We start from the raw sequence: 21,246 nt of genomic DNA, 5'->3' as shown, positions 1-21,246 counted from the left end.
TATTTTTTGGGCAGGGGGCCTGTTTCGTTCAGGCCCCCTGCAGTATCTCGGATACGGTCAGATTACTTGGCCAGCCACGCCTGGAACTTGCCGTTCAGGTCATCGCGGTTGTCTGCCCACCATTCGTAGTCATAAACATGGACGTTGCCTGCATTGGCCGGGTCAGTCGGCATATGCGGGGCCATGTCGATACCCAGTTCAGCGTGCTTGCCAACCAGCGGCGCCGAGGAAGCACGGGCCGGACCATAGGAGATGTAGGCGGCCTGATCGGCCAGGCGCTGCGTATCGGTGGCGAACTTCAGGAAGTCCATCACGCGCGCCTTGCGGTCTGCAGGCAGTCCAGCCGGAACAACCCAGCCATCCAGGTCAAAGGACTGCATGTCCCAAAGCATGCCGATCGGCTGACCCTGTTCAGCAATTGCCGAGAACAGGCGGCCGTTGAAGGTTGAGCCCATGACAACTTCGCCGTCGGCCAGCAGCTGCGGAGTTTCCGCACCAGCAGTCCACCAGACCACCTGGTCCTTGATGGTGTCGAGCTTGGCCAACGCACGCTCCACACCTTCGTCGGTACCCAGAACGTCGTAGATTTCATCCTTGGCGACGCCATCGCAGTAAAGCGACCATTCCATGTTGTCGATCGGGCGCTTCTGCAGCGAGCGCTTGCCCGGGTACTTTTCGGTATCAAAGATTGCGCAGACAGTTTCCGGCTTGTCGATCAAGTCGGTGCGGTAGCCGAATGTCGTCGAATAGACGATCTGCGGCACAAAGCAGTCGCTGACAATCAGGTCACCGAAATCTTCGGAGGCCGAGGAGCCATCGGGCGCTGCTGCCAGATCTTCGTCATGGTTGATTTCTTCGGCCAGGCCTTCGTCGCACAGGCGCATGGAGTCAGAGGCCACAGCGTCCACCAAGTCCCAGGTCACATTGCCGGCTTCGTTCATGGCGCGGATCTTGGCCACAGCTTCAGCCGAGCTTTCGTCCCAGATCACCTTAACGCCGGGGTTGGCGGCCAGATAGGGTTCCACATAGGCTTTTTGCTGGCTGGCCTGATAGGCACCGCCCCAGGATACCAGTGTCAGCTCATTGGCCATTTCTTCGGCAAAGGCCGAAGGGGCGCAAAGCGCAGTGGTCACCGCCAGTGCAGACAGTTTGCTGAGTTTCATAGAGAGTCTCTCCTTGTTGAAATTCACAGATGTGAGTTCCCCCGGTCGTTCGTCCGCCGGGGGTTTGCGCGTGCGGATCAGGCGTCCAGCGCGCGGCAGTCTTCCGGCAGCCAGCCGATTTCAATCTGCTGACCGGGCTGAAGACGGACTTGGTCCGGGGCGTTCCGGGTCTTGATGATAAACTCATCATTTCCGGCCACCCGCAGACGGGTGCGGAAGATGTCGCCCATATAGATGAACTCCAGCACTTCCGCCTTAAGCGTATGAACACCCTCCTGCAGGCGTTCCTTGTTGTATTCCACCCGTTCGGGGCGGATCGACACGCGGGTGCGCTCGCCAGGCCGGGACACGTTGACTGGCTTGCAGTCAATAAGCTCGCCATCATCAAGCTGCACCAGGGCAATACCGTTGTTGATTTCTTTGACGGTGCCTTCCAGCGTGTTGTTTTCACCAATGAACTGGGCAACAAAGCTGTTGTCCGGGCTTTCATACAGCTGGTCCGGCGGCGCGATCTGCTGGATCCGGCCATCGTCGAACACGGCGACACGGTCCGACATTGTCAGCGCTTCGGTCTGGTCGTGGGTCACGTAGACCACGGTGATGCCCAGGCTGTGTGCCAGATGGGTGATTTCGAACTGCATCTTTTCGCGCAGCTGCTTATCAAGCGCGCCCAGCGGCTCGTCCATCAGAACCAGTTCCGGTTCAAACACCAGCGCACGGGCCAGGGCGACACGCTGTTGCTGACCGCCTGAAAGCTGCGACGGGCGGCGGCCGCCAAAGGCACCCATTTCGACCATGTCCAGCGCGCGCTTCACCTTGGCTTCGCGCTCGGATTTGCCCATCTTGCGGACTTCCAGCGGGAACGAGAGGTTTTCCGCAATCGTCATATGAGGAAACAGCGCATAGTTCTGGAACACCATGCCGATGCCCCGCTTGTGCGGCGGGATGTTGTTGATTGATGTTCCGCCCAGGCGAATATCGCCATGAGTGGCGGTTTCAAATCCTGCCAGCATCATCAGGCAAGTTGTCTTGCCCGAACCGGACGGGCCAAGCATTGTCAGAAACTCGCCCTTGGGCATGGTGAGGTTGAGGTCTTTGACAACGAGATTTTCGCCATCATAGCTCTTTTGGACGCGTTCGAATTCAACGAACGCATCGACGTTTGACGCATCAGCCAAAGCAGGCTCCCCGTAGTTTTGTCATTCTGGCAGATTTGCTCTGCACTTATTCGAAGTTAATCACACCGAAGCTATCAAGCGCTAGGTATGAAAAAAATATTCTTTCCATGGCGAGTGTACGAAATTCGTACTTAGGCCGCTCCCCAAGAGGAAATGAACATCCTTAGGGAACCCTAGTCCTGTTCCGGCATGCAACATCGGACTTTTTGCGACGCAGCTCGGACATTTTGCGCCACGTCCTGCAAAACACCAGCCTAAAAACGACCTTTTCAATCCCCCTACCGAAGAAAATAGCCCGGCAACACTGTTGCCGGGCCGTGATGAGTCGCGGTGGGAACTGGCACCATTGCGGTGCCCGGGAGGGGAATCAGGCGCTGTGCAGCAAGTCCTGCGCCTTCAGTTCCGCATAGCATTCATCCAGGGATTTGGAGGCGCGTTCGATCAGAACGTCGATTTCCGCGGGCGTGATCACAAGCGGCGGCGAAATGATCATCCGGTCCCCGACATGACGCATCACCAGGTTGTTGGCAAAGCAGCGCTCGCGGCAGATATAGCCGACAGTACCCGCCTCCGCGGCAAAACCCGCGCGGGTCTCCTTGTTCGGGGTCAGCGCGATTGAGCCCATCATGCCGGCGATCCTGGCCTCTCCCACCAGCGGATGATCCGCCAGCGCTTCCCATTTTTCTTTGAGGTACGGCGCGGCCACATCGCGCACATGGCCGAGGATGTTCTCCTCCTCCATGATGCGCAGATTTTCCAACGCGACAGCCGCCGCCACCGGATGGCCGGAATAAGTGTAGCCGTGGTTGAACTCATCCCCCGCAATCACCGAGGCAACTTCGTCGCTGACAATCGAGCCGCCAATCGGCGCGTACCCGGAGCTAAGCCCCTTGGCGATCGTCATGATGTCCGGGCGGATGTTCAGGGTCTCACTGCCAAACCAGTTTCCGGTGCGCCCGAATCCGCAGATTACCTCGTCCGCGATCAGCAGGATTTCATATTTGTCGCAGATGCGCTGGATTTCCGGCCAGTAGCTGTCCGGCGGCACAATCACCCCGCCGGCACCCTGCACCGGCTCGGCAATAAAGGCGGCAACGCGGTCTTCGCCCAACTCCAGAATCGCCTCCTCCAGCTCGCGCGCGCGCTGCAACCCGAATTCCTCCTCCGGCATGTCGCCGCCTTCGGCCCACCAATGCGGCTGGTTGATATGGTGGATATCCGGGATCGGCAGGCCGCCCTGGGCGTGCATACCGCTCATCCCGCCCAAAGAACCACTGCCGACTGAGGAACCGTGATAAGCATTTTTGCGGCTGATGATGACGGATTTCGTCGGCTTGCCCTTCAGCGCCCAGTAGTGGCGCACCATGCGGATGTTGGTGTCATTGGCCTCGGAACCGGAGCCGGCAAAGAACACATTGTTCAGATCACCCGGCGCCAGTTCGGCAATCTTGGCTGCCAGCGCGATGGCCGGCACATGGGTGGTCTGGAAAAAGGTGTTGTAATAGGGCAGCTCGCGCATCTGGCGGGCGGCAACCTCGGCCAGCTCATCGCGGCCATAGCCGATATTGACGCACCACAGGCCAGCCATGGCGTCAAGGATCCGGTTGCCCTCGCTGTCGGTCAGATGCACGCCGTCTGCGCGGGTAATGATGCGCGCACCCTTCTGCGACAGTTCGCCATTGGCAGTGAACGGATGCATGTGATGGGCGGCGTCCAGCGCCTGCAGCTCGGCCGTCGGCATGTGGTTGGTGATAACGGTCATGGGACTCGCTCCTGAGAATGACTGATTGACACCAGAATATGATCAAATTCTCAGGTGTCAATCGAATCAGTTAGCGGCCTGCAGCCCCTGAACCACATGCTCCATGCCCTCGCAGACGTCCCGTTCCATCGCCAAAGCGGCCATTTCCGCGTCCTGCCGCCGCAGCGCGTCGAGGATGTCCTTATGGCGGTCCGGAAAGCTTTGGGTGCCAAGCCGCCCGCTGACCACCCGCAACGAGGGGCCGAAGCGCAGCCACAACCGGTCGGCAATGTCGCTGAGAATGGGGGCGTCCGCATGGGAGTAAAGCGCGGTGTGAAAGCTGTAGTTTTGCACCAGATACCCCGCCACATCGCCTGTCGATATGGCCTTGTCCAGCGCAGTGTCGATCATCACTAACTGCGCGATGCCCGTCGCGGCAATGCGCATTGTCGCCCGGCGCGCAAGCTCGCACTCTATTGTTTTTCTAGCAAAAATAAGCTCTTCCAGATCACCGGGACCCAACAAGGGCACCGATACGCGGCGGTTGCCCTGGAACACCAGCGCCCCGTCTGAAATCAGCCGCCTGATTGCCTCGCGGACCGGTGTCATGCCGGCCCCCAGCGTTTCCACCAGCCCCTGGATCGTCACCGCCTGCCCGGGCACCAGTTCGCCGAACAGAATCTGCGACCTGAGCGTCTGATAGACGATCTCGTGCGCGGGCAGTTTTGCAGGGCTCTCATGCGCCGCAACGGGTGGTGAAGTGCTCTCGGTCACCTGGGGTTTTCCTCCTCGGTTTTGGCCAGCTTGCACCATCCGGAGCCAAGTGAAAACATAAAGAGTATTGCCGAACGCGACAAAACTTGATCAAATCCCTTCACAGCCGGACCCGGAAGCCGGCATGCACAGGGAGAAATTCATGACACTGAAAACGATGACCATGACCGCCGTCGTTGCCCTTGGCACGGCCGCCGCCGCTACTGCGGAAGAGGTGCGCGTCTACAATTGGTCGGACTATATCGACGAAGGTCTGCTGGAGAAATTCGAAGCTGAAACCGGCATCGACCTGATCTATGACGTCTTCGACAGCAACGAGGTTCTGGAGACCAAGATGCTGGCCGGCGGGTCGGGCTATGACGTTGTGGTGCCGACCGGTTCCTTCATGGCGCGCCAGATCCAGGCCGGTGCCTTCCAAAAACTGGATCCGTCGAAACTGGCCAATTCAGGCAACATGTGGGACGCGATCGAGGAACGCACCGCCCTATATGACCCCGGCAATGAGTATTCCATCAACTATATGTGGGGCACCACCGGCATCGGCGTGAACGTCGGCAAGGTGAAAGAAGTGCTGGGAGAGGATGCCCCGATCGACTCGCTGGAGCTGGTGTTCAACCCGGTGAACATGGAAAAGCTGGCCAGCTGCGGCGTGCATTTCCTGGATGCGCCGGATGAAATGATCCCGGCGGCGCTGAAATACATCGGCGAAGACCCCAACAGCATGGATGCCGATGTGGTCGCCAAGGCCGAACCGGTGCTGCTGGGCGTGCGCCCCTATATCACCAAGTTCCACAGTTCAGAGTACATCAATGCCCTGGCCAACGGCGATATCTGCGTGGCATTCGGCTGGTCCGGCGATATTCTGCAGGCGCGCGACCGCGCAGCCGAGGCGAATAACAACGTTGAGATCGAGTTCAACGCCCCCAAGGAAGGCGCGCTGATGTGGTTCGACCAGATGGCCATTCCGGTCGATGCACCGAACCCCGATGGCGCCCATAAATTCCTGAATTTCATCATGGACGCGCACAACATGGCGGCGGCGTCCAACTATGTCTACTACGCCAACGGCAACAAGGCCTCGCAGGAATTCCTGGAAGAAGATGTGATCGGCGATCCCGCGATCTACCCCGGTGCAGAAACCGTCAAGAATCTGTACATCAAGGAAGGCTACCCGCCGAAAGTACAGCGCAAGGCCACTCGCATGTGGACCAAGGTCAAATCCGGCACCTGATCAGCCGGACCTGACCCGCGGGGCGCATCCGCCGCCCCGCATTTCCTGACGCGCCTGGGTTGCCCCATGCGCGGCCATCCGAGACATTCGCGCGATACTTCGCAGAAGAGGCCCGGCTTGACTGCTTCCGAATTCGAACCCTGGAACGATCCCGAGGCAAAGCCCTTGATCCACTTCCAGAACGTCACCAAACGCTATGGCGAGTTCACCGCCATCGACGATCTGACCATCGGTATCTACGAAAAAGAGTTTTATGCGCTGCTTGGTCCTTCGGGTTGCGGCAAGACCACGCTGATGCGGATGCTGGCCGGGTTTGAAACCCCATCTGAGGGCACCATCCGTCTTGCCGGGCAGGATATTGCGCCGGTGCCGCCGAACAAACGCGCCGTGAACATGATGTTCCAGTCCTACGCGCTGTTCCCGCATCTGTCGGTCTGGGAAAACATCGCCTTTGGCCTGAAGCGCGAAAAGATGCCCAAGCACGACATCAACGACCGGGTTGACGAGATGCTGCGGCTGACTCGCCTGGAGAAATTTGCCCGCCGCAAGCCACATCAGATTTCCGGCGGCCAGCGGCAACGGGTCGCCCTGGCGCGGTCGCTGGCGAAACATCCGAAACTTCTGCTGCTCGATGAACCGCTGGGCGCGCTCGACAAGAAGCTGCGCCAGGAAACCCAATTTGAACTGATGGATATTCAGGAGAAGACCGGCACCACATTTGTGATCGTGACTCACGACCAGGAGGAGGCGATGACTGTGGCCTCCCGCGTGGCGGTGATGGATCACGGCAAGATCATCCAGGTGGCCACGCCGGACCGGATTTATGAAAATCCGAATTCCGTCTATGTGGCTGATTTCATTGGCGATGTAAACCTGATCGCCGGCACCGCCAAACCCAATGGCAGCGATACCTACGCATTGTCCTGGCACGAAGGCCACGCACCGCTGACTGTGCAGTCCCCCAATCCGCTTTCCGACGGGCAAAATTGTCAGCTGGCAATTCGGCCGGAAAAAGTCTCGATCAGCACCGAAAAACCCGAACAGGCGGACAATGCCGTGCAGGGCCGGATCCTTGATATCGCCTATCTGGGCAATCTATCCACCTACCATGTGGAACTTCCGACCGGCACTATGATCAAGGCCCAGACCGCCAACACCCGCCGTATTGCCCGGCGCGCCTACACCTGGGAAGACACTGTCTGGCTGTCATGGACCGCCACGGCAGGCGTTCTGCTGGCAAACTGATGCGCAGCTTTGTCCTGATTGCCATCCCCTATGCCTGGCTATTGGCGCTGTTCCTGGTGCCCTTTGCCATCGTCCTGAAAATCTCGCTGTCGGATTACGCGATTTCGATCCCACCCTATGTGCCGCAGTTTGATCCGGAAACCGGTATCGGAGCTCTGATCGACGCATTGGACTTTGAAAATTTCATCTGGCTGACCGAAGATGACCTGTACTGGAAGGCCTACCTCAGCTCCCTGAAGATCGCGGTAATCTCAACTTTTTTCACCCTGCTGGCAGGTTACCCGATCGCCTACGCCATGGCACGCGCGCCAGCGGAGTGGCGGCCCACCTTGATGATGCTGGTGATCCTGCCGTTCTGGACGTCGTTCCTGATCCGCGTTTATGCGTGGATGGGGATCCTGTCGAACGAAGGGTTCCTCAACCAGTTCCTCCTGTGGACCGGGCTGATTTCCGAACCGCTCACGATCCTCAACACCAATACTGCCGTCTATATCGGCATCGTCTACACCTATTTGCCGTTCATGATCCTGCCGGTCTATTCGGCACTGGAACGGCTGGACGGATCGTTGATTGAAGCGGCCGAGGATCTGGGCTGTTCGCGGCTGTCTGCGTTCTGGCTGGTGACAATTCCCTTGTCGAAAACCGGCATCATTGCCGGCAGCTTCCTGGTCTTCATCCCGGTGCTGGGTGAATTTGTCATTCCCTCACTGCTGGGCGGATCAGACACACTGATGATCGGCAAGGTGCTGTGGGAGGAGTTTTTCTCCAATCGCGACTGGCCGGTGGCATCCGCGGTGGCGGTGGTTCTGCTGCTCCTTCTCGTCATCCCGATTGTGCTGTTCCAGCGCAACCAGCAGAAACAGCAGGAGGCAGAGCAATGAACCGTATGAGCTGGTTTAATGCCGTATCGCTGACCCTTGGCTTTGCATTCCTTTACATCCCAATGGTGATCCTGATCATCTTCAGTTTCAACGAAAGCAAGCTGGTGACTGTCTGGGCCGGGTTTTCGACCAAGTGGTACGGCGAGCTGATGCAGAACGAGGCGTTTTTGAATGCCGCTTGGGTTACTATCAAGGTCGCGGTCTTCTCCTCCACCATCGCCACGGTGCTGGGCACAATCGCCGCCTATGTAATGGTGCGCGGCGGGCGGTTCATGGGGCGGACCCTCTTTTCGGGCATGATCTATGCACCGCTGGTGATGCCCGAGGTGATCACCGGCCTGTCGCTGCTCCTTTTGTTCATCGGCATCGGACTGGACCGCGGGGTGCTGACCATCGTCTTGGCGCATACCACGTTTTCCATGTGCTATGTCTCGGTGGTGGTGTCTTCGAGGTTGGTGACATTCGACCGGTCGCTGGAGGAAGCCGCGCTGGATTTGGGCTGCTCCCCGGCAGAGGCGTTCCGGCTGGTGACCCTGCCGATCATCGCACCCGCGGTGATATCCGGCTGGCTCTTGGCCTTTACTTTGTCTCTGGATGATCTGGTGATTGCCTCCTTCACCTCCGGCCCCTCGGCCACCACCCTGCCGATCAAGATCTTCTCCGCCGTGCGCCTGGGCGTCAGCCCCGAAATCAACGCGCTGTCGACGATCATGATCAGCATTGTGACCGTTGGAGTCATCACTGCCTCGCTGGTGACCAAACATCAGATGACCCGCCAGAAGCGGGAGGAACAGGCCGCGGAGCGCACCTGATGCGCCGGATTTTTTCCGATTACGCCTACGGTTCCGGCCCCCGCACGAACTGCTGGTGGGACGAAACCATCGCAGCACCGGACTGGCCGGTGCTGCAGGGCGAAGTTTCCGCCGATGTCGCCGTCATCGGCGGCGGGTTCACTGGCATTTCAGCCGCGCTGCATCTGGCAGAAAGCGGCGTGTCCGTTGTGGTATTGGAGGCAGAAACGCCGGGTTGGGGCGCATCAGGGCGCAATGGCGGTTTCTGCTGTTTGGGCGGCTCAAAGCTTTCAGGCGGCACGATGCGGCGGGTCTTTGGCAAATCTGCGGCTGATACGTATCATGCCAGCGAGGAAGCCGCGGTGCACCTGGTTCGCGGCCTGCTGCAGACCCATGGCATCGATGCCGACATTCATTCACATGGCGAAACCCAGCTGGCGCACAACGAAAAGGCAGTGCGCCGCCTGCAAGCAGAAGCGGATGCACTGCGTCAGGCGGGAGAGGAACCGGAATTTCTGACCCGCGATCAGCTCGCGGAGAAAGGGCTGAATGGCAGCTTCCATGCGGCGCTGACAACACCGGTGGGGTTTGCGCTCAATCCGCGCAAATACCTGTTCGGCCTATCCAAAGCCGCGCAAGATGCCGGTGCCCGAGTATACCAACGCAGCGCGGCGCAGTCGCTACAGCAGGCAGGCAGGGGCTATGTAATAGAGACTATCCAAGGGGTTGTGAGGGCATCCAAAGTTGTCCTCGCGACCAATGGCTATTCCGCCGAGGACCTGCCCGGCTGGCTCGCAGGGCGGTACATGCCTGCACAATCCACCATCATGGTGACCCGGCCGCTAACCCGGGCGGAACTGGACGCCCAAGGCTGGTTCTCGCATCAGATGGCCTATGACACCCGCAACCTGCTGCATTACTTCAGGCTGATGCCGGACAACCGGTTTCTGTTCGGAATGCGCGGCGGGCTGCTGGCTTCCCCCCGGGCTGAAGCAGGTATTCGCCGTAAACTGCGGCAGGACTTTGAGGCGATGTTCCCAGCCTGGCATGATGTGGAAACCACGCATTGCTGGTCAGGCATGGTTTGCCTCTCGCGCAACCTAGTCCCCTTCATTGGCCCTGTGCCGGAGCACCCCGGCATGCTTGCAGGGCTGTGCTATCACGGCAATGGCGTGGCAATGGGCAGCTATGCCGGACGGCTCCTGAGCGATCTGGTACAGGGGGCCGCCCCCAAGTTGCCCTACGCTCCGATGGTGCAGAAAATGGCACGCTTTCCTTTTGGCCGCGCCCGCCGGATGCTGATGCCTCCGGCTTATGCAGTTCTTGGCCTGATGGACTGAAGCGCCGCGCGCTCCAATCCCGAGGCCTGCAAGTCCTGCGCGCCTCCGCGTTCGGCCCGCCACTGGCAATAGGCTGCCATGCGCCAATGGAACCAAGGCTTCAGCGCCAAGGCCCGCCCGACAATCCGCGGGTCGGGATAAGCTTGCAGAAAGGCGTCTTCTTCATCCTTTGACAGCGCCGCGCCCCGGTACATCAGCTGCATCGCGGGCGACAGGAAAAGCGCCAGGTCCTCTGCCGGATCGCCGATTTGCGGGCATTGCCAATCAATCAACGTCAGCGTGCCGTCATGTGCCAGCAGGTTGCCAGGCACCGGGTCACCATGAATCAGCACCAGCTGAGGCAACGGCGGAACCCGGCCCAACGGGCGAAGCGCAGCCAACTGATCGCGATCGCGGCAATTTCTCAGAATTTCAACGGTTTGCTGTTCCAGCGCCGCGCTGCCATTCACGCCGCAAGGCAAGCCCGGCGGGGGCGCCAGATCATGCAATCGCCCCAAAAGCTGCGCCACATGGCCAGTGTCCTGCTGCCAGGGGCTGCCGTTGACATGCGCATAACCCAGCCATTTCCTGCCTTCAAATTCACCGGTCTGGACCAGCGGCGGAACCATACCAGTGCCGGACAGTGCCGACAGCACAGCGACCTCGCGGTCCGGGTCATTGGCAAACAGCGGGTTTGCGCCTTCGGTTAAGTAAAGTTTGATGACCAGCGCGCCGGCCCGCCAGACATGATTTGACCGCCCGCCTGCCAGCCGCCGGGGCGCGGGCACATGCAGACCTAACGCAGACAGATGCGCAAAAAAGCGGAGTTCGAACTGATCAGGAAGCGGTTGCAGGGCGGTCTCCGATGTTATGCCGCCCTGTTCTTAGACAGTTTTTCTGCCTGCGCATACCACCGGATCAAGCCTCGGGATCGCGCAGCGCGTTCACCGAGGAGGCCAGGACCACGGAGCCGCCTTCGGTAATCAATCCCACTTCGCCACCCTGCATCCGGGTTTCGTTCACCTTGAAATAGATCTCGGCATATTCCTGCAGCAGCAGCTCGTCCCCCTTGCTGCTTTCGATAACAAAGGCGTATTCCCCCGCCTCAAGCGGGTTGCCGTCATCATCCAGACCGTTCCATTGATAAGGCTCTGCGGAGACCGGCAGGGCGACGCGCTGCACTTCGGTTCCGTTTGAGTCCTGCACGACCAGCGTCACTGAATCCGCGGCAGCAGCCGGGTTGGGCGCAATAGTAATTTGATTGCTGCCATCAAAGTAACCAGGAGCCACGGCCCGTGCTTCCATGCCAACCCAGCCTGAAAGAGCCGCCATATTTGCCAGGCCAAGCTGTGATTGCAGTCCTTCCAGCAGGTTGTTGCTCTTGGTTTGCTGTTCGACCATCGAGAATTGCGCGAGCTGTGCTGCATATTCGGTGGAATCAATGGGCTCCAGAGGGTCCTGATACTTTGCCTGCGCGGTCAGCATCTTAACGAAGGTTTCGAAATCGGATGTCAGGCCTGAAGCCTGCTGCGACGATGGCGTCAGCGGGTTGGATTGCCCTGCGGCAGCGCCCGCGGATGTAACTGCTGTTGTCATGTGTTCAGACCCTCATATCCACACCGGCTGCTCCGAGCCGGAGGTTTTTTATTGCTGCTTCGCCGGCGTCCATTGCATCGGGGCCGCCTGTCTCTGTTGTTCCGCTGGGCAGCCCGGAACCGCCCTCCGCGTCTTCGCCATGGTGACCCCCGCCGGCCTGTCCGCCGCTGAATTCAAAAGAGATGTCTTCATATCCCATGCGGCGGAATTCCTCCGCAAGTTCATGGATGTGGCGGCGCATCAAATCTCCGGTTTCCGGACGTTCCGTCTGGATGATCATGGTGATGCCTGTTTCGGTGGAAACCACGCGCATTTTCACATGGCCCAACTCCTGGGGGTTCAAACTCACCTCAACCTTCTGCTCGCCTTTGGCTGCAAATGCTTCAGCCATCTGGGCCGCAATCATGCGCGGCGCTTCTGGCCGGTGCGCCCCATTTGTGCCAATTGAGGCTTCCGTCAGCAGCTGCGTCAATCCCGGTACCTCACTGGACAAGCCCAGCGTTCCGGCCAGCGCTTCATCGGTTCCGAACAACAGCTGCGATCCTGTTTTTCCAGCATTCATCCCGCCGGCAAGCAGTGGCTGCAGCTGAGCAGCTGACCACTGAAGGATTTGCGGCGCTGCGGGCAATGTGACCGTCCGGACTTCACTGCCTTTCAACGGATCGGCTAACGGGCGCTCAACTCCGGCTGATTCCGCTTTCACCTGCGCTCCATTTCCGTTCGAAACAGGTGTGAAAGCCAGGTCACTTTTCTGACCCGATCCCTTCACAGCAACCTGGTTGACCGCAATGCCCGGATTTTCTCCTTGCGCAGACGGATAGCCAGCCCTCGCTATGCTTTCAGGTTCTTCACCAATCGACTGAGGCACCGCTTGGGTACCTGAACTTGTACCAGTCTCGAGCGATTTCGGCTGTGCCGCGCTGATTGCTGTTCCGTTATTGATTTGCCTTAAGCCGTCGCTAGCTTGTGTCTTTTCAGCCCGAGCCCTTTCGGTGGCTGGCACAGCTGATTGAGCAGCAGTCTCAAGCGAAACGCGGGCAGCGTCTGCCCGGCGATTTCCAGATTCCCTTACGTCAACCCTGCGGGCCCCGGGTTCAGTACTATCCCCCCGCGGCTTTGTGGCTGAGTTCTCTGGCGCAGCTGCTGGCGCGCTTGCTGCTGCCTGTGGTGCTGATTGAACTGAAGGCTGAGTTTTCTCTGAGTTTCCAACTTCCCCGGCCTTCTCAGCAAGTTGCACGTTGCCTTCAACTGCTGGACCGTGATGAATAGCTGCCCCTGCTTTGAGGCCCGCAACCTGATCAGTGGGATTTGCGCTGGAGGCTGCTTTGGATATAGCACCTGGTTGATTGTTTTCCTCGACAGGTGGAACTGCCCCGGGATTAATACCGGCGTCGGCCCCAGAGCCCTTCACAATCGGCAGTCCGCTCCGCTGCTCAGCGGCCCGTGCTTCAACTCTTTCTCCAGCTGCTATACTGACGCCCTGCGGGGACTGAATTTTAGTCTCCGCGGCATAGGCCTCTTCAGCGGTGGAAGTTCCAGTTTTCTGCAACCCAGAAGCCACTTCCGCATCGGAGAAAATTGCTTCAACCTTGGAGTGTTTCTGTGCCGATGTATCCCGCCCCACTTCGAAGGGTGTGCCTTGGCTTGCCTGAACCGGTACGCCCTCGGGTACGTCCTGCACAGCCTTAATGCGTGTGCTTTGGCTTTCGTCGCTGTCCTCGGCCGTACTCTCCTGCATCCTGGGTTCAGCTTCGGTCTCAGCCGATTCGCTCTCGGTCGATTGCAGTTCATCCGCCCGTTCACCTGAGCCGGGATGAACAGACATAAAGTCTGAGAAGTCCCTGGAAGTGTTTGATTTTTTACCGCCTTCTGGAGAGACAGACGGTGACTTACCAGCAGAGCCGGCTTCCAAGCCAAGGATTGAATTCATATTCATGATCGTTTTCCAGACATTCTATCTCGACCCGGACAGAGATACCCCAAAGCGGTTACGGCAATTTTAACCGGTTCCTGTGCAGTCTTAGAAAAATCGATGAAATTCGACTTTCAACCGGAGAACCGGACATGTCAGATCTATTGCCAAACCTGCTTCAGACTGCACCTGCAGCCACCCCGGTGCGTCCAGCAGTCAACGATCCCCTGCGCGAGGCCGCGATTGAGCTCGAAGCCTCCTTCCTTGCAGAAATGCTGAAGTCCGCAGGGCTCGGCGAAGCCAGCGAAGGCTTCGGCGGCGGCGCTGGAGAAGAGCAGTTTTCCAGCTTTCTAATTCGCGAACAAGCCACGCAGATCGCCCGCTCTGGCGGGATCGGCTTGGCTGAATCACTTTACCACGCACTGAAGGAGACCCAAGATGAGTGACCCGAAACCCCAGCAGCTCATTGACGAACTTGATCTAATTTTGGACCGCGAGCGCAAGGCGCTGATGGCCGGCGATCTTGGCAAACTGGAAGATCTTCTGACCAAGAAAGAGAAAGTCATCGGCAAGTTGAATTCCGTGTCAGAGCTTGAACGCGAGTCGCTCGAGCAAGTCCAGACCAAGGTGTCGCGAAACCAGCAGCTTCTGAACAGCGCCAAGGACGGGATACGTGCCGTCGCCGAACGAATGGCCGAGTCGCGCCGCATCCGCAAGGGATTGGATGTCTATGACCATGCCGGCAAGCGGGCCCGTTATGGCACCCGTGGCGGCGGCAAGCTCGAGAAACGGGCCTGAGTGCAATTTTGGGAAAATTCTAAAAAACCAAATCCCGGCATTAGCACTCCCTTAGCAACTCCTGCGCCAATGTCGCCTTGCACCTTATGAAGGGTGGCGCGGAAGCCGGACGGCGGAACGCACAGTCAGAAAGACGTCACACAGCGCCCCTCGGGGCAAGTAATACTGGGGCCAAAGCGTCCCGCAGCTAAAGGAAAAAGCTATGACCAGCATTCTGACCAACAACGGCGCAATGGTTGCTCTGCAGACCCTGAAGTCCGTGAACAATAGCCTTGAGGAAACCCAGAACCAAATCTCGACCGGTAAAGAGGTCGGTATGGCCAAGGACAACTCCGCTGTATGGGCGATCTCCAAGTCCATGGAATCGGATATCTCCGCGTATGAGCAAGTGACCGATGCTCTGAACTTTGGCGAAGCTACCGTTGGCGTTGCCTCTTCGGGTATGGAGCAGATCGTGGAAACCCTGAAGGACATGCGTGACCTGGTGGTCGCTGGTGTTTCGCAGAACGTCGACCACGCTCAGATCGAGGCTGACTTGGCGAACAAGCGTGACACTATCGAATCGATCATCGACTCGGCATCCTTCAATGGTGCAAACCTGCTCGACAATGCTGTCACTGCACAGCTTGATGTTCTGGGCGGCTTGGATACGACCGCCTTAACCGGCGATATTATCTCTGTCACAGGTGTGGACTCAGCCACCAACTTGAACACTGGTGCCATGACCGCGTTGGCTGCCGGCAACGCAGATACGGTTATGACGGAAATCGAGACCATGCTGACCTTTTCGATCGGCGAAGCAGCAAGACTTGGTGCCTCCAGCAACCGCCTAACCGATCAGAACGACTTCATTTCGAAACTGTCTGACTCGATGAAGACGGGTGTCAGCTCCATGACCGACACCAACATGGAAGAGGCCTCTGCCCGCCTGAAGGCGCTGCAGACTCAGCAGCAGCTGGCAGTTCAGTCGCTGACCATCGCCAACTCGGCGCCGTCGACCCTGCAGCAGCTGTTCCGTTAACAGCCTGATCCGGGGCGCTGATGGCGCCCCGGTCTTCCCCTCTCAGAGAACCTGAAGAATAATACGTTAGGAAAACACGTGAATGCCCTTCTGAAGGCGAAGAGTGCCTATTCGGCGGCAAAGGCCCCGACCCGGACAGCAAAGAATTTCGAATATGAAGTGATCGCCCGCGTCACCCGCCGGCTGATCACAGCGGCGCAAAAAGGCCGTAATGAGTTTGCTGAACTTGCAGCAGCATTGAATGACAACCGCAAGCTCTGGTCAATTTTCACTGCTGATCTCGCGTCAAAGGGCAACCCCCTGCCGGATGAACTCAAACTCAGCCTGTTTGAGCTGGCAGAATTCACAAGGCAGCACACCAGCAAAGTGCTTCAGCGCAAGGCCGATGTCCGGCCGCTGGTAGAAATTAATACGGCCATCATGCGTGGCCTCCGTGGCGGAGCTTCCTGAATATGAGCGGACTTGTCCTGAAACTTGCCCCCAAGGAGCGTGTCCTTGTAAATGGCGCGGTGATTGAAAACGGCGACCGCCGCAGCCGCCTGTCCATTGTCACCCCCGATGCCAACATCCTGCGCCTGCGCGATGCGATCCATCCGGAAGAAGCCAATACGCCGGTGCGCCGGGTGTGCTATGCGGCGCAGTTGATCTTGTCTGGCGACACTGATCCCCAAGAGGAACACTTGCCGATGCTGCGCCGGATCGAAGAGTTGAGCCAAGTCTTCACCGATCCGGACAGCCGCGCATCCATTGCCGAGGCAACAGATGCTTTGATCGGAAATAACCACTACCGCTGTCTAAAGGCGCTGCGCACCCTGCTGCCGCGCGAAGACCGGCTATTTGCAGTCAGACCGTCCTAATCGCCTGCAACTTCTCCAGCCTGCCACAAGACTTGCGGGCTGGAACATCTTTCAAGCGCATTGCGCATGAAATGCACGCGGCAGCGCTGGACGGTCGCTCCAAGCACCTTGGTCGCGGCGGCTTTCAGGCCCTTGTGATCGTCCGTTGCCCGGCAGGCGCCTGCGCAGCATGCTGCCGAGAAGGGCGATGATCAGGCATGTGCCGCGCAGGCCGCGATTGGCGAGAGCGGCAGGAACTCGTCCCCAAAGACCTCCGCTTCATTGGGCTGAACAGCGATGCCCAGAACCTCGCGACGGCCATCCAGATTGACCGCCACGGCCACTATGGCCGCGGCGCTGATGATCCGACCGGAGCGGCGCACCTTAAGGCAGGTGGCATCCAGCCAGAGGTAGGGCCATTCCCCTTCCAAAGGGCGGCTCAGGAAGGCATCGACCTGTTCGTCGATCTCGCCGCAGAGCCGTGAGACCTGGCTTTTTGACACACCGGTCATGGCCTTGACCGGATCGTCCACCGAGCGCGTCGAGAGGCTCTGGACATAAGCCTCTTGGATCACCGCCGTCATCGCCCTTTCCGCCGCCCGGCGCGGCTCCAGGAACTCGGGAAAATAGCTGCCCCTGCGCAGCTTCGGGATTTTCACGTCAACCGTCCCGGCGCGCGTCCCCCACGCTCTGGACCGGTAACCGTTGCGCCGGTTCACCCGGTCGGCACCGCGCTCATACGCACCGGCGCCGCAGATCTGGCCGGCATCCAGCGCCATGAGACGGCCGGCGACAAACTCGAGCATCCCAGCAAGCAGGTGGGTGTCGGATGTCTCCGGCAAAAGCGCGCGCAAGGCCGCGGTCTTTGACAGGCTGTCCTTGGTCATGGCCGTTCACCTCGGTCAAAGTCAGGTCGGCAAACCAAACCTTAGCCGAAGAACAGCCGTGGCCGCCAAGCGACCCACATGAAAATGACACCAACCGTCGGGACACTGCTCGGAACTCCAACCGCCCGTTCGCGAGTTCGAAGCTGTCCACGTATTTGCGGCGTCCGCGGTCACCTCGTTCTTCTCGAGCGGGATCCACTGGCGGTCGTAAGAGAAGCCCAACTGGCGGCTGACAAAGCGCTCATCGCGAAAGCACGGGATTTCCCGCAGCCGATCCGGTCCGGCATTCAGAGGCAGTGCAGATCATCCGGGCAGGCCTGCGGCTTGAAGAACTTTGCATAGCCCTGTTCCATGAAACCGGGAAAGAACGTATTGGCTCCCGCCATGCTCGAGATGGCGGCCAGCTGCAGTTCCTTCACCAGCCGGTCCTGCAACGTACTGTTGGCCCGTTCCACGCAACCCTTGGCCTGGATCGAATAGGCGCAGGGGATCTCGATAGTCAACTCATTCAAAGCCCGGCCGAACTGGGTTGTTTCATGGCCGGACTTTGTCCTTGGTTGCGCTTGTGTTGCCTGTCTACCGACAGAGGGCTCGATACCGGCTTGGCCCAGCCGTTCGTTACTTGACCGACAAATACAGGGCGGATTCAAGCGGTCGTCGCAACAGGGCCTGTTTACACTACCGTAGGATCTCATCCAACGCCTCAGCCGGAGTTTTCCAGCCAAGTGTTTTTCTCGGGCGGCTTTTTAATGTAAAGGCGACGGCCTCCAGTTTGTATGGTCCATGGCTGCTGAGATCAGTTCCTTTCGGAAAGTACTGGCGCAACAGGCCGTTAGTGTTTTCATTGCTGCCACGCTGCCAAGGGCTTTGCGGGTCGCAGAAGTAGACCTGTATCCCGGTTTCGACCGTCAGTCTTTCATGCTGGGCCATTTCTGCGCCCTGGTCCCATGTCAGGGGTTTCCGCAGGTGCTGGGGCAGTTCAGTAATCTACTGAGCAATTGCAGCACGGACGGCCTCGGCACCGTGGCCGGCAAGAGCCGGGCCATTTTTCAGGCGAGGCCCGCCACCATGGCCAGGCATCGGCGGCAAGTGCAGGAGAAGGGTGAAACGCGTGCTGCGCTCGACCAGCGTGCCAATCGCCGGGCTTTTCAGACCAAGAATTAAGTCGCCTTCCCAATGGCCCGGCACCGCACGATCCGCAGCTTCGGCAGGGCGCTCGCTGATCATGATTTGATCGGAGACAAAGGCCTTGCCCTTTCCCTTGCGGCGGGCCCTCGGCACGCGCAGAGCTCGCCCGAAGCGGAGACAGGCCGTCAGTTCACGGCGCAGAACCCCGCGTCCCTGAATGAACAAGGCCTGATATAGGGCTTCATGACTGATGGGCATTGATGCATCTTCCGGATAATCCAACGGCAGCCGCCGGGCGATCTGTTCCGGGCTCCATGCAGTCGCCCATTCCCGGTGTCGCCGCCGCACGGAACGGCGCTTCGTCCAGATGACTTCGGGACCTCGCGCGACGCCGCCTTCTGGCCCGACAACATCGCCCGACAGGCGTTCTTCGACATACTGACGCAAGGCGGCATGCTGCGCCAGCTTTGTTGCCTTGGGCCGGCGCGCTGCTCTATCCGCATGCCACTGCGCGGTGGTTGCACGATACTCGAAACCGCCGCTGCGTGTCGCAGCATTCCGGCGCAACTCTCGTGACACCGTGGACGCCGAGCGCCCGATCTGCCGGGCGATGGCATTCACCCTCAGGCCGCTGGCACGATGCAGAGCGATCTCTTCCCTTTCGGCAAAAGACAGATAGCGCCGTGACAACGAAGGTGCAGACGCCGAATACTGAGACGGTGGCATTTCGCCGGCCTCCCGGAACCACCTGCCACCAACCGCGGGCGAAGCCCCAATTCCTGTCGCGGCATCTTCACTGGATAGTCCTTGCGCAATCAAGCGCCAAAACTTCGCCTGATCCTCTCGCCGAGCTGCTTTGGGGCAGCCGGGTGGACTCAGCTTCTTCCGTCCGCAACGGTCCGAACCACGCTTCCGTTCTATCATCACAACTTCCTCCATGGCCCTGTTGCGAAGACCGCTTGAATCCGCCCTGGCTGCCGCGACCGGAGAGGTGAACAAACCGCATCACCGCCGGGAACCATCGCTCATGAACGGCCTGTTCCAGGGCATCGGCAGCGAACCTGGCATGGGCCGGGGTTCTGACCAGCCAGCCGACAGTCTTGCGGGCTTAACGGCTGCATCTATTGCCGGTAGAGTTCTCCAGAACAATCTGGAAGCAGCCTTTTCTTGAAAGCTCGAAAGACTGCCAGGCCCCCTGTGTCAGGGAAGTTGTCCGCTGCTCGATTTCGTCTCTATTTTTCAGGTGGGCGGGATAGGACGATGACGTGGGATATTTACCGGCACGGAAAGCAGCTGTGCTGAAGCGGATACTTCCGCCGCACAACATGGCCATTCGGCAGCTGTCGCGGGAGGAAGGGATATCGGAGGGAACGCCGCACAAGTGACGGGCTGAGGCACGCGGCAAGGGGCAGCTTTTGCCTGATGCAGATGCGGGTCCCGAGGGCTGGTCTTCGCGCAACAAATTCGCGGCGGTGTTGGAAACGGCGGCACTGAACGAGGCCGATCTGGCCGAATATTATCGCACGCGCGGGCTCTATCCTGCGCAGATCACAGCATGGCGGTCAGCCTGTGAACAAGCGAACGATTGGGACCGCGCCCTCACTGCGCGCCTCGGTCAAGCGACAAAGGAAGAGAAGAAACGGGTCAAGGATCTGGAACGGGAACTGGCTCGGAAGGAGCAAACCCTGGCCGAAACCGCAGCGCTGCTTGTGCTGCGAAAAAAGGCGCAGGCGATCTGGGGGACGACGAAGACGCATGATCAGCGACCGCACCCTGCGGCGCTGGACAAAAGACGGGTAGGTTCAACCTGATCAGCCGCCCCTCGCGTGGCGCCCGGAACCGGCCAACAAGCTGAGCGTGTCTGAACGTGCAGCTGTGTTGGATGCCTGCAATTCTGAGGAGTTTGCCAGTCTTCCACCCAGCCAGATCGTGCCGAAACTGGCGGATCAGGGGCGGTATCCGGCATCTGAGTCCAGCTTCTGCCGCATCTTGCGCCGATGGACAACAGCATCACCGGGGCCGAGCAAAGCCACCGGTGCGGCGTAAGCCAACCACCAGCTACAAGGCCAGTGCGCCCTGCCAGGTCTGGACCTGGGACACAACCTGGATGCCAGGTCCGGTCGCAGGCACGTTCTTCTACTTCTACCTGATCGTGGACATCTTCAGCCGGAAAATCGTGGGCTGGGAAGTGCATGAGCGCGAAGGCGCGGAACTGGCAGCCGCCCTGATCCGTCAGGCGGTGCTGGCCGAGCGCTGCATCACGCGCCCCTTGGTGCTGCATGCCGACAATGGCAGCCCCAAGAAGGGCGCGCCGATGAAAGTGACGATGGAAAAGCAGGGGATCACGGCGTCTTACAGCCGCCCGCGCGTCAGCAATGATAACCCCTTCTCAGAAGCCCTGTTCCGAACCTGCAAATACCGCCCAAACTGGCCAGCCAAGGGCTTTGCCACCAAGGCTGGCGCCCAGGCTTGGGTGAAATCCTTGGCCATCTAGTATAACGGCGAGCACCTGCACAGCGCCGTCCGCTTCGTCACACCAGAAGCCCGCCACGCTGGCTTTGACCGCGCAGCGCTCACAAACCGCGCCATTCTCTATGCAACTGCGCGTGCGCAAAACCCGAAACGCTGGTCAGGAAAAACCCGAAACTGGCAACCCGCCGGACCCGTCTGGCTCAACCCAGAACGCGAAACCAGCGTCCCTGAAATCAGAGACGCCGCATGAAATCAGCGGACAACTTGTTTGAC

At 59.3% G+C, this 21,246-nt stretch carries 17 protein-coding genes and 4 pseudogenes; 11 read left to right on the top strand and 10 right to left on the bottom strand.

What is annotated here, in order from left to right; genetic code table 11:
* Positions 1-62: 62 nt before the first annotated feature.
* The 4 genes from AQUI_RS0108370 to AQUI_RS0108355 all read right to left on the bottom strand — a co-directional run bounded on the left by AQUI_RS0108370 (position 63) and on the right by AQUI_RS0108355 (position 4,856).
* Entirely contained in the window at positions 63-1,163 is a 1,101-nt protein-coding gene (locus AQUI_RS0108370; RefSeq protein ID WP_027257116.1) for an extracellular solute-binding protein, read from the bottom strand.
* Between the two features lie 77 nt (positions 1,164-1,240).
* Positions 1,241-2,341 carry an ABC transporter ATP-binding protein gene (locus AQUI_RS0108365; RefSeq protein ID WP_027257115.1) on the bottom strand — a complete coding sequence of 367 codons (1,101 nt, stop codon included), beginning with the start codon at positions 2,339-2,341 and terminating at the stop codon, positions 1,241-1,243.
* Between the two features lie 367 nt (positions 2,342-2,708).
* Positions 2,709-4,103 (bottom strand): aspartate aminotransferase family protein, encoded by a 1,395-nt coding sequence (locus AQUI_RS0108360; protein ID WP_027257114.1) that lies wholly within the window; start codon positions 4,101-4,103, stop codon positions 2,709-2,711.
* A 66-nt stretch (positions 4,104-4,169) separates the two neighbouring features.
* Positions 4,170-4,856 (bottom strand): GntR family transcriptional regulator, encoded by a 687-nt coding sequence (locus tag AQUI_RS0108355; protein WP_245596892.1) that lies wholly within the window; start codon positions 4,854-4,856, stop codon positions 4,170-4,172.
* A 142-nt stretch (positions 4,857-4,998) separates the two neighbouring features.
* On the opposite strand from AQUI_RS0108355, the gene AQUI_RS0108350 reads away from it, so the two are divergent.
* The 5 genes from AQUI_RS0108350 (at position 4,999) to AQUI_RS0108330 (ending at position 10,344) form a co-directional block, all read left to right on the top strand.
* A complete protein-coding gene (locus tag AQUI_RS0108350; protein ID WP_027257112.1) occupies positions 4,999-6,087 on the top strand; it encodes a polyamine ABC transporter substrate-binding protein in 1,089 nt (362 codons plus the stop codon).
* 117 nt (positions 6,088-6,204) lie between these two features.
* On the top strand, positions 6,205-7,332 hold the full coding sequence (locus tag AQUI_RS0108345) for an ABC transporter ATP-binding protein (RefSeq protein ID WP_027257111.1): 1,128 nt from the start codon (positions 6,205-6,207) through the stop codon (positions 7,330-7,332).
* Complete coding sequence (locus AQUI_RS0108340; RefSeq protein ID WP_027257110.1) at positions 7,332-8,213, top strand: ABC transporter permease subunit; 882 nt, start codon at positions 7,332-7,334, stop codon at positions 8,211-8,213. The genes AQUI_RS0108345 and AQUI_RS0108340 overlap by 1 nt, the downstream gene beginning before the upstream one ends.
* On the top strand, positions 8,210-9,025 hold the full coding sequence (locus AQUI_RS0108335; protein WP_027257109.1) for an ABC transporter permease: 816 nt from the start codon (positions 8,210-8,212) through the stop codon (positions 9,023-9,025). Before AQUI_RS0108340 ends, AQUI_RS0108335 begins: the two co-directional genes overlap by 4 nt.
* Positions 9,025-10,344 (top strand): NAD(P)/FAD-dependent oxidoreductase, encoded by a 1,320-nt coding sequence (locus AQUI_RS0108330; RefSeq protein ID WP_027257108.1) that lies wholly within the window; start codon positions 9,025-9,027, stop codon positions 10,342-10,344. The genes AQUI_RS0108335 and AQUI_RS0108330 overlap by 1 nt, the downstream gene beginning before the upstream one ends.
* On the opposite strand, the gene AQUI_RS0108325 is transcribed toward AQUI_RS0108330, so the two are convergent.
* The 3 genes from AQUI_RS0108325 to fliK all read right to left on the bottom strand — a co-directional run bounded on the left by AQUI_RS0108325 (position 10,317) and on the right by fliK (position 13,855).
* Positions 10,317-11,111, bottom strand: a complete 795-nt coding sequence (locus tag AQUI_RS0108325) for a phosphotransferase (RefSeq protein WP_245596890.1) — start codon at positions 11,109-11,111, stop codon at positions 10,317-10,319. The genes AQUI_RS0108330 and AQUI_RS0108325 overlap by 28 nt on opposite strands.
* Before the next feature lie 130 nt (positions 11,112-11,241).
* Positions 11,242-11,919, bottom strand: a complete 678-nt coding sequence (locus AQUI_RS0108320) for a FlgD immunoglobulin-like domain containing protein (RefSeq protein ID WP_027257106.1) — start codon at positions 11,917-11,919, stop codon at positions 11,242-11,244.
* Positions 11,920-11,923: 4 nt separating this feature from the next.
* A complete protein-coding gene (gene fliK / locus AQUI_RS29835) occupies positions 11,924-13,855 on the bottom strand; it encodes a flagellar hook-length control protein FliK (protein ID WP_084294332.1) in 1,932 nt (643 codons plus the stop codon).
* 128 nt (positions 13,856-13,983) lie between these two features.
* On the opposite strand from fliK, the gene AQUI_RS0108305 reads away from it, so the two are divergent.
* The 5 genes from AQUI_RS0108305 (at position 13,984) to flbT (ending at position 16,507) form a co-directional block, all read left to right on the top strand.
* Positions 13,984-14,277 carry a rod-binding protein gene (locus tag AQUI_RS0108305; protein ID WP_084294330.1) on the top strand — a complete coding sequence of 98 codons (294 nt, stop codon included), beginning with the start codon at positions 13,984-13,986 and terminating at the stop codon, positions 14,275-14,277.
* Entirely contained in the window at positions 14,270-14,629 is a 360-nt protein-coding gene (locus AQUI_RS0108300) for a flagellar biosynthesis protein FlgN (protein ID WP_027257102.1), read from the top strand. The genes AQUI_RS0108305 and AQUI_RS0108300 overlap by 8 nt, the downstream gene beginning before the upstream one ends.
* Positions 14,630-14,831: 202 nt before the next feature.
* Entirely contained in the window at positions 14,832-15,650 is an 819-nt protein-coding gene (locus AQUI_RS0108295; RefSeq protein ID WP_027257101.1) for a flagellin N-terminal helical domain-containing protein, read from the top strand.
* A 78-nt stretch (positions 15,651-15,728) separates the two neighbouring features.
* Positions 15,729-16,100 carry a flagellar biosynthesis regulator FlaF gene (gene flaF / locus AQUI_RS0108290; RefSeq protein WP_027257100.1) on the top strand — a complete coding sequence of 124 codons (372 nt, stop codon included), beginning with the start codon at positions 15,729-15,731 and terminating at the stop codon, positions 16,098-16,100.
* Between the two features lie 2 nt (positions 16,101-16,102).
* Positions 16,103-16,507, top strand: coding sequence for a flagellar biosynthesis repressor FlbT (flbT, locus tag AQUI_RS0108285; protein WP_027257099.1), 405 nt, complete (start codon positions 16,103-16,105; stop codon positions 16,505-16,507).
* On the opposite strand, the pseudogene AQUI_RS27485 reads toward flbT, so the two are convergent.
* From AQUI_RS27485 to AQUI_RS0108265, 3 pseudogenes are all read right to left on the bottom strand, one after another.
* Positions 16,504-17,373, bottom strand: a pseudogene (locus AQUI_RS27485) (IS256 family transposase). The gene flbT and the pseudogene AQUI_RS27485 sit on opposite strands and share 4 nt — an antisense overlap.
* Before the next feature lie 350 nt (positions 17,374-17,723).
* Positions 17,724-17,897 (bottom strand): annotated as a pseudogene (locus AQUI_RS29200) (ISNCY family transposase); the annotation flags it as partial.
* A 154-nt stretch (positions 17,898-18,051) separates the two neighbouring features.
* Positions 18,052-19,425: pseudogene (locus AQUI_RS0108265) on the bottom strand (IS30 family transposase).
* Between the two features lie 401 nt (positions 19,426-19,826).
* Here AQUI_RS0108265 and AQUI_RS29830 point away from each other — a divergent pair.
* Positions 19,827-21,223: pseudogene (locus tag AQUI_RS29830) on the top strand (IS3 family transposase).
* Positions 21,224-21,246: the final 23 nt, after the last annotated feature.

The sequence above is a fragment of the Leisingera aquimarina DSM 24565 genome, assembly GCF_000473165.1.
GTDB classification, from domain to species: Bacteria; Pseudomonadota; Alphaproteobacteria; order Rhodobacterales; family Rhodobacteraceae; genus Leisingera; species Leisingera aquimarina.
The sequence above is the reverse complement of the archived record's forward strand: the minus strand, read 5'-3'. Positions and strand labels throughout refer to the sequence as shown.